Here is a 12,973-nt window from a genome sequence, read left to right as displayed (position 1 = left end):
CCAAGGCGGGCCGACGATCTTCGAACAGGAGAGGTGAACATGACACGCATCAAGCAATGGCTGGGCGGCTCCCTGCTGACCCTGGGGCTGCTGGCGCAACCGGCGCTGGCCGCCGAGCAGCGCCAGCCGATTCACTTCGGCGACATCACCTGGGAGAGCGGCAGCCTGATCACCGAGATCCTCCGGCTGATCGTCGAACAGGGCTACGGCTACCCGACCGACACCCTGCCCGGCAGCACCGTCAGCCTGGAAACCGCGCTGGCGCGCAACGACATCCAAGTCATCGGCGAAGAATGGGCAGGGCGCAGCCCGGGCTGGATCAAGGCCGCAAACGAAGGCAAGGTGTTCGCCCTCGGCGACACGGTGAAGAACGCCAGCGAAGGCTGGTGGGTACCGGAGTACGTGATCAAGGGCGACGCCGCCAAAGGCATCCCGGCCATGGCCCCGGACCTGCGCTCGGTCACCGACCTGCCGCGCTACCGCGAGCTGTTCCGCGACGCGGAAAACCCGGAGAAGGGCCGCTTCCTCAACAGCCCGACCGGCTGGACCTCGGAGATAGTCAACAGCCAGAAGCTCAAGGCCTATGGCCTGGAGGACAGCTATGTGAACTTCCGCACCGGCTCCGGCGCGGCGCTGGATGCCGAGATCAGCTCGTCGATCCGCCGCGGCAAGCCGGTGCTGTTCTACTACTGGTCGCCCACCCCGCTGCTCGGCCGCTACAAGCTGGTCAAGCTGGAGGAGCCGCCCTTCGACGCCGAAGCCTGGAAGACCCTGGCCGACGCCAACCACCCCAACCCACGCGGCACGCGCTCGCTACCGGCGCACCTGGCGATCGGCGTGTCCGCGCCCTTCCATGCCGAGTACCCGGACCTGGTGGCCTTCTTCAGCAAGGTCGACCTGCCCATCGACCTGCTCAACGCCACCCTGGCCGAGATGAGCGAGCAGCGCCTGGCACCGCGCGCAACGGCGCAGCGCTTCTTGCGTGAGCACCCGCAAGTCTGGCAAGACTGGCTGCCGGCCGATGTCGCCGAGCGTGTGCGCGGAGGCCTGTGAGTCCGATGTTTCCCGAGCGCCTGCACTACTCCATCGCCAACGCGGTCAACGGCTTCGTCGACTGGCTGGTCCTGCACTATGGCGATGCCTTCCGCCAGTTCTCCGACAGCCTGCTGCAACTGGTGGTCGGCCTGGAGAACCTGCTGCGCCTGCTGCCCTGGTGGCTGCTGCTGGCGGTGGTCGGCGCGCTGGCCTGGCACGCCTCGCGCAGCTGGCGGCGCGCACTGCTGCTGGTCGGCCTGCTGTTCCTGATCGGCGTGGTCGGGCTGTGGGACAAGCTCCTGCAAACCTGTGCCCTGGTGCTGGTCGCCACCAGCCTCAGCGTGCTGATCGGCGTTCCCAGCGGCATCCTGCTGGCCAACAAGCCGCTGGCGCGGCGCCTGCTGACGCCGCTGCTGGACATCATGCAGACCCTGCCCAGCTTCGTGTACCTGATCCCGGTGCTGATGCTGTTCGGCCTGGGCAAGGTGCCGGCGATATTCGCCACCCTGATCTACGCCATCCCGCCGCTGATCCGCCTGACCGAGCTGGGCCTGCGCGAACTCGACCCCTCGGTGAACGAGGCCGCCCAGTGCCTCGGCGCCAACCGCTGGCAGCGCCTGCGCCATGTGCAGTTGCCACTAGCCCTGCCGACCATCATGACCGGCCTCAACCAGACCGTGATGATGGCCCTGTCGATGGTGGTGGTGGCGTCGATGATCGGCGCACGCGGCCTGGGCGAGAACGTGCTGACCGGCATCCAGACCCTGAACGTCGGCCTGGGCGTGGAAGCCGGCCTGGCCATCGTCGCGCTGGCCGTGGTGATCGACCGCATCACCCAGGGCTACGGCCTGTCGCGCCGGGCCATCGAAACGGGCCAGGGCAAGCCGTGAGCGATCGTTACCTGGACGCCGCCCAGCGCGAGGAAATCGCCACGCTGCGGCGCAGCTTCACCGCCCGCAGCGAATGGCCGACCTGGCTGCTGCTGTTCGCCACCTACGCCGGCTGGCTGGGCCTGCTCGCCGCCAGCCAGGTGCTGGGGCGCTGGCCGAGCATCGTTCTGCTGGTACCACTGGTCACCCTCTGGCTATCGCTGCAACACGAGCTGCTGCATGGCCACCCGACCCGCTCGCGGCGGCTCAACAAGCTGCTCGGCTACGCGCCGCTGGCGATCTGGTACCCCTACACCCTGTACCGCGACAGCCATCTGGCCCACCACCGCGACGACCACCTGACCCTGCCGGGCATCGACCCGGAAAGCCGTTACCTGGCGCCGCAGGCCTGGCAGCGCAGCAACGCCGTGCAGCGCGGGCTGGCCTGGGCCAACAAGACCCTGCTCGGCCGCCTGCTGCTCGGCGCGCCACTGGCCCTGGTCGCCCTGGCACGCGAGGAAGGCGCCAGGTTGTGGCGGGGCGAACGCCAGGCCTGGCTGATGTGGTCGACCCACGGCGCCCTGACCCTGCTGATGCTGGCGCTGATCCAGCACTACAGCGCGTTGTCGGCACTCGACTACCTGCTGTGGGTCAGCCTGCCGGCGCTATCGCTGGCCATGCTGCGCTCCTTCTACGAACACCGCCCGGCGGTCCGCCCCGAGCAGCGCTCGGTGCTCAACGAAGCCGGCTGGCCGCTGCGCTGGCTGTTCCTCAACATCAACCTGCACCTGGTTCACCACGACCTGCCCGGCCTGCCCTGGTACTACCTGCCGCGCATCTACCAGGCGCGCCGTGAGCAATGGCGCGCCCGCAGCGGCGACTTCCTGGTGCACGGCTACGCCGCCCTGGCCCGCCGACACGCCCTGCGCCCGGTCGACAGCCCGCGCCATCCCTTTGCCTGAATAGAGTTGCCCGATGACCGATCACTACCTGGAACTGGCCATGTACCCCGCGCCGGCCGCCGTGCAACAAGCCAACGAGGCCTGGCTGCAGCGCATCCACCAGCTGCTGGGCGGCGGCCGGCAGCGCTGGGATGGCCGGGACCTGCGCCAACTCTGGCGGGCGCCGCAGCTGCTGCTGACCCAGACCTGCGGCTACCCGCTGATGCAGGAACTGCGCGGGCAGGTGCGCGTGCTCGGGCGCCCCGTTTATCGCCTCGCCGATGCCCAGGACGGCTGGCACTGCAGCCTGCTGCTGGTGCGCTGCGATGACCCACGCGAGGACCTGGCCGCCCTGCGCGGCAGCCGCGCGGTGATCAACGGCTTCGACTCCAACACCGGGATGAACCTGCTGCGCCACCGCCTGCTGCCGCTGCAGCGCGACGGGCGCTTCTTCGCCGAGGTGCAGGTCAGCGGCGCGCATCGCGCCAGCCTGCGCCAGGTCGCCGCTGGCCAGGCCGAGCTGACTGCCGTGGATAGCGTGACCTTCGCCTACCTGGCCGCCCACGCCCCCGCCGAAGTCGCCGAAGTACGGGTGCTGGCGCGCAGCGCACCCAGCCCGACATTGCCCTATATCGGCGCGCGCGGCCTGGATGAACAACAGGGCGAAACCATTCGCGCGGCAATGAACCAGGCCCTGCTCGAGCTGCCGGACGTGGCGCGGATACTGGGGATAGAGGAAGTGCAGGCGGCCCGTGCGGAGGACTACCAGGTGCTGCTCGATTACCAGGAGCAGGCCGAACGCGCCGGCTACGCCGAGCTGGCCTGATTCAATCGATCAGGGTGCAGGCCATTACCAGCGCATCTTCGCGGCCGCCGGCGGCCGGGTAGTAGTCGCGGCGCCGGCCGACCTCGTTGAAGCCGTAGCGCTCGTACAGGCGGTAGGCGCCCTGGTTGCTGGCGCGCACTTCGAGGAAGCATTCGCCGGCCTTGAGCTCCATCGCCCGGCGCATCAGGTGTTCCAGCAGCAGCAGGCCGAGGCCCCGGCCCTGGCTCTGCGGACGCACGGTGATGTTGAGCAGGTGCGCCTCGTCGATGATCACCTGGATGATGCCGTGGCCGACCTGTTCGTCGCCGTCGAACATCACCCAGCAGTCGTAGGACTTCAGGCCGTCGGCGAACAGGTTGCGGTTCCACGGGTGGCTGAAGGCGGCGTTCTCGATCTGCAGCACGCGGTCCAGGTCCGCCTCGGTCATCGGACGGAAGCTGATGGCGCCGCTCATGCCGAGGCTTTCCAGCGCGGCATCAGCCGGCGCATGGCACGCCACAGCTCGGCCTTGCGCTGCGGCTCGTCCATCAGCAGCTCGAGGCTCGGCAGCGCCCAGGCGGCGCCCAGGCCCTCGACCTGCAGCTCGCGGTTGTAGGCCTGCTCGTCCGCCTCACCGGCGAAGCGCACGGCCGGCAGGCCGATCAGCCACAGGCAGCTGCAGGGCTGGCTTTCCAGCTGGCCGGCGAGCACGCCCTGCACGTAATCGCGAGCGGCCTCGGGGCCCTGGTCGAGATTGCCACGCGACAGCAGCGGCCAGCGGATCGGCGAGCCGTCGCCGACCTGCTGCGGGGCGTCCGGCAGGCCGGCGGCGCGCAGCAGGTCCTTGAGCAACAGATAGGAAGGGTCGCGGCTCTGGAAGGGCTCGCCCGTGGCCAACTCGACCAGCAGGGCGCAGTCGCCGGCGCGCAGCAGCTGCAGGGCGAAGCGTGGCGGCGGCACCACTGGCTTGGCCTCGGCCACCGGCGCCTCTTCCGGCTCGGCCTTGGCCTCCGGCTTGGCGAATACCTTGGACGCGGCCGAGGGGCGCGGCACCTCGATGACCGGGCGCTGCGGCTCGACCGGCGCCTTGGCCTCGACCACCGGCGCCGCCACGGGAACCACGGGCGCGGCGGGTGCGACTTCCGGCTCGGGCTGCGGCTGCAGCAGCTCGGCGCGCGACGGCGCGGCGAACGGCAGCTCCACGCGCGGCAGCCAGCTGGCCACCTGCATGGCGGTCAGATAGGCACGGCGGCGGACTTCTTCGATCAAGAGGGGCTTCCAGACAAGGCGGAATCAGGCGCGAATTGTGGCCTGAATCGGCCCTCGGGAAAAGGCCGATGGGCGTGACGGCCAGCTGTGCACCTTTGCAGTACAATTCCGCCGCCTTTGAACTATTGATGATCTCGCGAGCTAGAGCCAGACAAGGCAAAAATGGCTGAGGAAGCGGAGTTTACGAGCTGTAAATGAGCATTCCGAAGCCATTTTTAACGCCGGCTGGCCGACGCGCAGCAGATCAGAAAAGCAGCCCGCAGAACGGATGCCCCAATGATTGACCCCAAGCGCGTATTGCGCGCCCTCGCCGAGCACTGGACGCTGCTCGAACCGCTGTGCGAGCGCTTCGATGCCGGCACCCTGAGCCTGATCGAGCTGCGCAACCAGCTCGGTGCGCAACTGCCCGAGGGCAGCCCTGCCGACATCACCGCCCTGCTCGACCAGTGGATCCGCCTGGATATCCTGGTGCCGGTGGCCAAGAGCCCCAACCGCTTCGAGCTGAACGCGCAGATCCACGACTTCCTCGCCTACCTGCGGCGTGAACACCGCCTCGGCCTGTGCCTGGAGATCGAAGCCTACCTGCGCCATCTGGAGCGCCTGGCGGGCTATATCCAGGACGCCTTCGAGGTGCGCGACGGCAACGATCTGGCGCGCCAGCTGCGCCTGCTCGATATGCGCGTGCGCGATGTACTGAAGAAGCTCGGCAACGACGAGCAGGCGCTGATCGGCGTGGCCGAGCGAGCCAAGACCAGCGACCGGCAGATCCCGCTGCGCCAGCGCTACGCCGAAGTACTGGCGACCTGGGACGAGTACGTCGAGCCGATGATCCAGCTGGTCGCCGCGGACGGTGCCTTCGAGCAGGGCGTACGCCGCGTCGAGCAGGTGCTGCTCAAGCTGCTCGGCGAACAGCAGCGCCTCGGCCAGCTGGTCGACGATGACCTGCTGCTGCGCACCCACGCTCGCATTCTGGAAATGCAGACCACTGCCCAGCTGACCCTGCGCAAGGCCCGCGAGCTGCTGCTGCCGCTGCGCGAGGAAGCGCGTCGGCACAACGCCGTGACCCGTGGCGCGGCGCTGGCCCTGGCGGCGATCCGCAAGAAGGGCCTGGACGCCGTACCGCAGGCCTCGCTGCCGCTGCACAGCCGTCCGCAGAGCACCTTCCTCGGCACCGCCTCGCAGGTCGAGGCGTACGTCTATGCCCTCGCCCGCTTCGAGCCCAAGCCGTCGCAATTCCCCAAGGCCAGCGGCACGCGCAAGGGCGAACCGCAACGCGCGCCCCGCACCGCCCGCGAGATGATCGAGCGCTGCGAGCAGGCCCTGCCGCTGCCAGACCTGATGGGCTGGCTGCTGGACCAGGAGCCCAACGGTGCCACCGACGAATTGCTCTACTGGTTCTCGCGCCTGTCCCGCGACAGCCGTTTCCAGCGTGAGCGCCTCGAGCGCCGCGACTACCTCACCCGCGAGCATCAGGTCAGCCTGAGCTCCTACGCCCTGATCAAGCCGGCCGGGACCACTACCGCATGAATATCGACCTGAAAGAACTGACCCAGCTGGCGCCGATCTTCCGCGAGCTGTTCAAGGGCTACCACATCAGCCGCCGCGACCCGGAGCTGTATACCCAGCTGTCCAACCTGCAGGACCAGTACCGCGCGCTGTTCAAGTCGCTCGGCTACGAGCTGACCTGCGACACCCGCGGCTTCTACTACTTCGTCCCCGAGCAGATGGGCGCCCAGGTGAACAAGACCGCCCAGCGCCTGGCGCTGTTTACCTTCATCCTCGTTGAACATCTGGCGGACCAGGGCCGCGACCCGCTGGCCGTGCTCGATGGCGGCAGCCTCGGTCGCGACGAGCTGCCGCCGCTGCTGGAGAAGTACAAGGACCTGTTCCTGCAGGCTGAAGTCACCACCCAGGACGAGCTGGAAGAGAAGGTCATGCGCCGTCTGACCCAGCTCGGCTTCGCCAGCGAGGACAACGGCGTGTACCGCTTCCTCGCGCCGATGCACCGCTTCCTCGACGTGTGCCTGGCCGTGCAGCAGGACCGCGACCTGGCCGCCAGCCTGCACAGCGCCCTGCCGCTGCCGACGCCAGTACTGGTCGCCGATGACGGCGAGGACGACATCGTGCTCATCGAGCCCGTCGCCGACGTGGCCAGCGAGGAAAGCGAAGAAGACGCCCTGGCCCGCGCCATGGCCGAAGAACGTGAAGCCCAGGAGATCGACGCATGAGCCAGGAACGCTACGGCATCCGCCGCTTCGCCCTGCTGAACACCGCCGGCTACAGCCTCGGCCTGTTCCCGCTGGAAAACCCGCTGTCGGTGTACGGCGCCAACAACCTGGGCAAGTCGGCGTCGATCAACGCCCTGCAGTTCCCGATCCTGGCGCGCATGTCGGACATGAGCTTCGGCAAGTACAGCCTGGAAGCCTCGCGCAAGTTCTACTTCGCCAGCGACACCAGCTACATCCTCGTCGAAGTGTCCCTGCCCCACGGCCCGCACGTGATCGGCGTGGCCGGTCGCGGCCCGGGCGGCGGCTTCGGCCACCAGTTCTTTGCCTACCAGGGCGAGCTGGACCTGCAGCACTACCAGAGCAACGGCACCTGCCTGCGCCAGCGCGAGCTGTTCAACAACCTCGGCCAGGCCGGCATCGTCGCCTACGAGCTGAAGCCGGAAGAGCTGCGCCGCCTGCTGGTCGGCGGCCACACTTCGATCCCGCTGGACCTGACCCTGATTCCGCTGCGCTCCACCAGCGAGCAGAGCCTGAAGACCTTCCGCGCGCTGTTCATCAACCTGCTGCACATGCGCGAGATCACCGCGGCGAAGTTGAAGCAGCTGTTCCTCGATGCCTTCGAGCACAGCCTGCGCTCCGGCAGCGTCGACTACATCGCCGCCACCGAAGAGGCCTTCCGCGACGTGCGCCGCATGGAGCAGGACTACCAGGCCCTGGTCACCGCTGGCCCGCTGATCGAGGCGCTGTCCGCCGGCGTGGCCCAGCGCGAAGTGCTGCGCGGCAAGCTGCATCGCCTGTCGCCGCTGCTGGATAGCCTGCTCGGCACCTGGCAGGACTACGCCGGCGCCCGCCGTGACGAACTGCTGACCCAGCACGAGCACTACCGCGCCGAGCAGGATGGCCTGCAGCACGAACAGCGCGGCGGCACCCAGGAGCTGATGCGCCTGGAGCGCGAGATCAGCGAGATCCAGCGCTGGATGGGCGAGCTGGCAGTACTGAAGAACCGCTTCGCCCTGGTCGACGATGTGAAGGTGCTGGAAGCCCAGCTGCTCGCCGCCAAGGACGCCCACGACGAACTGGCCGGCGCCCTGGCGCAGTCGCGGCAGTTCTCCGCCGAGGATCTGGACGAGCGTCTGCGCGACTTGGAGAAGCGCCTGAAGTCGGTCAAGCAGCAGCTGGACCACGCCGACAACAACAGCTACTCGCGCCTGCGCGAAGAGTTCAGCCAGGCCGATGTGGACCGCCTGATGCGCCTGTTCAACGGCCAGCTGTTCAGCCTGCCGCTGGGCGAGAAGGGCATCCAGGCCGAGGGGGATGACTGGGTCAAGGCTGTGGAGGCCGTGTTGGATCGCTTCAAGGGCGATCACTTCGAAGTGCCCGGCCTGTCCATTGACCTCTCGCACATCGAGCCGCCGGCCCTGCAGGCCCTGGCCGACCGCGCGGCGCTACGCGACCAGCGCGACCGCCTGGAACGCGAGCTCAAGCAACTGAAGACCCAGCAGGCCGTGGCCAATGACCGCGCCGCGAGCAAGGCCCAGGCCGAGCAGCTGTACCAGGCCGTGCTGGACGCGCAGAAGGCGCTGGAAGACTTCCGTCGCTGCCAGACCCTGTCCGCCGAGGACGCCAGCAAGCTGGAACAGCTGGAGCAGCTGGAAGCCGCCCAGGACGAACTCAAGCGCGCCGCCGACGCCTTCACCGAGCGCGTGCAGCAGCTCTCCGCCAAGCTGCAGCTGGTCGGCCGCCAACTGGCCGATCTGGAAGCCAAGCAGCGCACTCTGGAAGACGCCTTGCGCCGTCGCCAGCTACTGCCGGCCGACCTGCCGTTCGGTACGCCGTTCATGGACCCGGTGGACGACTCGCTGGACAACCTGCAGCCGCTGCTCAACGACTACCAGGACAGCTGGCAGGCGCTGCAGCGCATCGACGGGCAGATCGAGGCGCTGTATGCCCAGGTGCGCCTGAAGGGCGTGGCCAAGTTCGACAGCGAGGACGACGTCGAGCGTCGCCTGCACCTGCTGGTCAACGCCTACGCGCACCGCCAGGACGAAGCCCTCACTCTGGCCAAGGCACGCCGCGCAGCGGTCACCGATATCGCCCGTACCCTGCGCAATATCCGCAGCGACTACGACAACCTGGAACACCAGCTGGCACTGTTCAACCGCGAGATCAACAAGCGCCAGGTCTCCAACCTGGAGAGCTTCCGCATCGTCCTGGCGCCGAACAAGGATGCGCTCAAGCACATCGACCAGATCATCCACAGCGCCGGCCAGTACGAGGAAGGCGAGACCCTGTCGGTGTTCGACCTGCAGCAGAGCGGTGATCAGGACGCCAAGAACGAGGAAGCCAAGGAGTACCTGGCGCGCCTGGTGGCGGCCAACCACAACCAGCTGGGCCTCAAGGACCTGTTCGAACTGGCCTTCGAGATCACCAAGGTCGGTGGCCAGCCGGTGATGCACACCGACATCGACGGCGCGGCGTCCAACGGCACCACCATGACCATCAAGGCGCTGACCAACATGTACCTGTTGCTGCACCTGATGGACCGCGAGCAGGCCGGCAAGGTGCGCCTGCCCTACTACCTCGACGAGGCGGCGGACATCGACGAGCGCAACCAGCAGGCGCTGATCGAGACCAGCCTGCAGCTGGGCTTCGTACCGATCCTGGCGTCGGTGAAGCCGCAGGTATCGGCCACCGTGGCCATCGACCTGGAAGGTGGCAGCGGGCCGAACGGCATCTACATCGACGAGGCGGACTGGAAGTACATCAAGCGCCGCGAGACGGCCAAGGTGCAGGAAGAACAGGCCGAGCCGGCCTGATCCTTACGCGCAAACGAAAAGGGCCGCTTATGCGGCCCTTTTTCTTGGGAGGGGATCAGTCGTCCTGGTGGTCCTGGAGGATCTGGCCGTTAGTGGCATCCAGCTCCATGTCCCACTTCACGCCCTGGGCGTCGCGTACCTCCACCTGGTAGATGTAGCGGCCGTATTCCTCTTCCAGCTCGGTCTCGGTGACCTGGCCACCCTGGTGCTTGGCCAGGGCGGCGGCATTGAGCTTGTCGAAGCTCTGGATGGTGCCGGCGTCGCGCAGCTTAAGCGCTTCGTCCGGGCCCAGGTCGCGGGCCTGGGCGATGCCGGCGGTGGTGGCGAGGGCAGTGATGGCGAAAAGGGCAGTCAGCTTGTTCATCTCGTGTCTCCGTCGGGAGTGATTGGTTTCGACGGGAGTAAAGATAACCAGGCCGACTTAACCCAAGCTGAATCCGCCTATTTCTCCAGGGCGATCTTCGGCGCCCACTTCAGCCACTCCTCGTTGACCTCGTCGTTGAGGGCGAAGGTCTGGCCGGGTTTGGCCGGGCCGCCCATCACCGCGTTGTCCGGCGTGGCGAAGGCGATACCGCCTTCCAGCAGCGCCTCCAGCGACTCGGTACGCACCTTCACGCCCTTGAACAGCCCGGCATCCACACCGATGCCGCTGGCATTCCAGAAGCGACTGCCGGTGCGCACTAGGGGTGCGTAGCGTGGCTCGATCAGCACATGGATCAGCACGCGATCGGAAGTCGGGCCCAGTTCGAAATGGGTGACCTTGCCCACCGGTACCTCGCGGTAGCTGACCACCACACCGGGCTTGATCGAGCCCCGGCGCGCCGTGCTAAGGATCAGGCGCAGCCCTTCCTCGCGAGTCTCGGCGGTAGGCGCCTGCTTGCGCACCTCGAAGTAGTGCTGTGGCTTGCCGGCCTTGGCCGCCGGCAGCACTTCGAGGTACTGACCGCTGACCAGCGTCTCCAGGTTGGCGGTACGCACCAGGCCCAGCTCGGGCTTGACGACCCAGAACTCGCTACCGACGGAAGCCACGCGCCCGACGGCCTTGGTGATGCGCGCATTGAGCAGCACGGCCTGCAGATCATCGGTCAGCTCGACGCTTTCCACCTTGCCGACCTCGATGCCCTTGAAGCGCACCGAGGTGCCTGGATTCAGGCCGTCACCGGTGGGCACCTTGATCTGAATCGCCACGCCTTCCTGCAACGCGGCGTCACGATCGCCGTGCAGCGTGAAGCGCTGGATCTTGCGGTTGACCGGCGCCTTCATATCCGGGGTCTCGAAGGTCACGCCCCCGGCCAGCAGGCTCTGCAGCGACTCACTCTTGACCTCGATGCCCGAGGAGATACCGCCCTTGAGCGTCACACCGCTGGCATTCCAGAAGCGCGTGGAGCTGTTCACGAGGTTGGCGTAAGCCGGCTCGATGTGCGCACCGAGGACCACCCGCTTGCGATCACGGGAGAACTGGAAGCTCTGGATGCTGCCGACCTTGACCTGGCGGAAGAGGATCGGGCTGCCGACTTCCAGCGAACCCAGAGTGTCGGCGAACAGCACCAGGTGAAGACCGGGGGCATCGATATCCAATGGTGGCGCCTTGGCCCGGGCCACGAAGTCACGCAGCGGCGGATTGCCCTTCTCGCCCGGTTTGATGGCGATGTAGTTGCCCTTTACCAGTGCTTCCAGGCCGGTGATACCGGCCAGGGAGATTGAAGGCTTGACCGTCCAGAATTCGGCGCCCTCGGTCAGGTAATCCTCGGCGCGCGGGTCCAGCATCATGTCGAGGGAGGCGGTTCTCAGGTCCTCGTCGATCTTGATGGCCTTCACGGTACCGACCTGGATGCCCTTGTACATGATCGGCGTGCGACCAGACTCGATGCCCTCGAAGTCCTGCAGCTTGAGCGTGGCCTTGATGCCAGCCTGGGCCGCGTCGAAGTCCTCGTAGAGGCGGAACGGAATTGCCGGATCGGTGGGTGGGCTGTCCTTGCGATGCTCAGGGGTGGCAAAGGCGATGCCGCCTGCGACTATGCTCGACAGGGACTCGGTGCGTACCTTGACCCCGGACAACCCGGCGTCGATGGTCACGCCGCTGGCGTTCCAGAAACGCGTGTGCTTGCGCACCAGGCTGCTGAACTCGGGCTGAATGAATATCTGAATCTCGACGGTGGTCTGATCTTCCGCGAGCTTGTAGCTCTTCACCCGGCCGACCTGGATCTGCTTGTAGAACACCGGACTGTCGCGATTGATCGAGGCTAGACGGTCGGCCTTGAGGGTCAGGTGCAGGCCAGGCACCGTGTCGGCCAATGGCGGCTGCTCACCGAGCGCGACGAACTTGCGGGTCGGTTCGCCATCGCCGGGGCTGGCGGTGATGTAGTTACCCGACACCAGTGTTTCCAGGCCGGTGATACCGGCCAGCGAGACGCTGGGCTTGACCAGCCAGAAGCGCGTATTGCTGCGCAGATGCGGCTCTACGCGCTTGTCCATCTCGACGGTGACGCGTACACCGCGCTCTTTGCCGTGATCGTCCAGCTCCATGCCGATGACCTTGCCGATCGACATGCCCTTGTAAATGACTTCGGTCTTGTTGACCTGAATGCCATCGCCCGAGGGGAAGAAGATCTGAATCTCGATACCAGCCTGGCTGTAGGCTCGATAGGCCAGCCAGCCGCCAATCAGCAGAGCGATCAGGGGCAGCACCCAGATGGCGGACCAGTTGGTGGTACGCCGGGTCTTCGCGGTGTTCAGCTCGGTCATGCAGGAAAACTCCATTCCTCAGAGCGGGTCCGAAGGCTTCCTTGCGGCAGCAGCAAGGTCAGCGCCCGCTATCACGCTAGTTCAACAACAGGGCGAACAGCAGGCGCAAGCCTAACGCAAGCGGCGGTCAGCCGCATGCCTCGGGCCGGGTTGCTGAATATTTTTCTTCGGCGCAAAAGCCAAACCCCCACCCGATTTCTCGGATGGGGGTTTGGGGATAGGAGCTTGACGATGACCTACTCTCACATGGGGAAACCCCACACTA

General features: G+C 66.9%; 11 protein-coding genes. 7 read left to right on the top strand and 4 right to left on the bottom strand.

What is annotated here, in order from left to right; translation table 11 throughout:
• Nucleotides 1-39: 39 nt before the first annotated feature.
• Genes FFS62_RS16995 through FFS62_RS16980 form a run of 4 tightly spaced genes read left to right on the top strand, consistent with a single transcriptional unit; the run spans nt 40 to nt 3,671 of the window.
• Complete coding sequence (locus FFS62_RS16995) at nt 40-1,053, top strand: ABC transporter substrate-binding protein (protein WP_137974032.1); 1,014 nt, start codon at nt 40-42, stop codon at nt 1,051-1,053.
• Nucleotides 1,050-1,925: a proline/glycine betaine ABC transporter permease gene (locus tag FFS62_RS16990; protein WP_137974031.1), complete on the top strand. Its 876-nt coding sequence runs from the start codon at nt 1,050-1,052 to the stop codon at nt 1,923-1,925. The genes FFS62_RS16995 and FFS62_RS16990 overlap by 4 nt, the downstream gene beginning before the upstream one ends.
• Nucleotides 1,922-2,866, top strand: a complete 945-nt coding sequence (locus tag FFS62_RS16985; protein WP_137974030.1) for a fatty acid desaturase — start codon at nt 1,922-1,924, stop codon at nt 2,864-2,866. The genes FFS62_RS16990 and FFS62_RS16985 overlap by 4 nt, the downstream gene beginning before the upstream one ends.
• A gap of 13 nt (nt 2,867-2,879) precedes the next feature.
• On the top strand, nt 2,880-3,671 hold the full coding sequence (locus tag FFS62_RS16980; RefSeq protein ID WP_137974029.1) for a phosphate/phosphite/phosphonate ABC transporter substrate-binding protein: 792 nt from the start codon (nt 2,880-2,882) through the stop codon (nt 3,669-3,671).
• Between the two features lies 1 nt (nt 3,672).
• On the opposite strand, the gene rimI is transcribed toward FFS62_RS16980, so the two are convergent.
• Entirely contained in the window at nt 3,673-4,125 is a 453-nt protein-coding gene (gene rimI, locus FFS62_RS16975; RefSeq protein WP_137974028.1) for a ribosomal protein S18-alanine N-acetyltransferase, read from the bottom strand.
• Complete coding sequence (locus FFS62_RS16970) at nt 4,122-4,919, bottom strand: energy transducer TonB (RefSeq protein ID WP_137974027.1); 798 nt, start codon at nt 4,917-4,919, stop codon at nt 4,122-4,124. Before FFS62_RS16970 ends, rimI begins: the two co-directional genes overlap by 4 nt.
• Nucleotides 4,920-5,195: 276 nt before the next feature.
• Here FFS62_RS16970 and mksB point away from each other — a divergent pair, with 276 nt between their 5' ends.
• Genes mksB through mksF form a run of 3 tightly spaced genes read left to right on the top strand, consistent with a single transcriptional unit; the run spans nt 5,196 to nt 9,963 of the window.
• Complete coding sequence (gene mksB / locus FFS62_RS16965) at nt 5,196-6,446, top strand: Mks condensin complex protein MksB (protein ID WP_137974026.1); 1,251 nt, start codon at nt 5,196-5,198, stop codon at nt 6,444-6,446.
• Complete coding sequence (mksE, locus tag FFS62_RS16960) at nt 6,443-7,147, top strand: Mks condensin complex protein MksE (protein ID WP_137974025.1); 705 nt, start codon at nt 6,443-6,445, stop codon at nt 7,145-7,147. Before mksB ends, mksE begins: the two co-directional genes overlap by 4 nt.
• A complete protein-coding gene (gene mksF, locus FFS62_RS16955) occupies nt 7,144-9,963 on the top strand; it encodes an Mks condensin complex protein MksF (protein WP_137974024.1) in 2,820 nt (939 codons plus the stop codon). The genes mksE and mksF overlap by 4 nt, the downstream gene beginning before the upstream one ends.
• Before the next feature lie 55 nt (nt 9,964-10,018).
• On the opposite strand, the gene FFS62_RS16950 is transcribed toward mksF, so the two are convergent.
• Together FFS62_RS16950 and FFS62_RS16945 are read right to left on the bottom strand one after the other, a co-directional pair.
• Entirely contained in the window at nt 10,019-10,327 is a 309-nt protein-coding gene (locus FFS62_RS16950; protein WP_137974023.1) for a PepSY domain-containing protein, read from the bottom strand.
• A 77-nt stretch (nt 10,328-10,404) separates the two neighbouring features.
• The gene (locus FFS62_RS16945; RefSeq protein WP_137974022.1) at nt 10,405-12,708 is read right to left on the bottom strand and encodes a PqiB family protein; all 2,304 of its coding nucleotides are present in this window, start codon (nt 12,706-12,708) and stop codon (nt 10,405-10,407) included.
• Nucleotides 12,709-12,973: the final 265 nt, after the last annotated feature.

Origin of the sequence: Pseudomonas sp. F(2018), from assembly GCF_005508865.1 — a bacterium.
Taxonomy (GTDB): Bacteria; Pseudomonadota; Gammaproteobacteria; order Pseudomonadales; family Pseudomonadaceae; genus Aquipseudomonas.
This window is presented reverse-complemented; position numbering and strand designations above follow the sequence as displayed.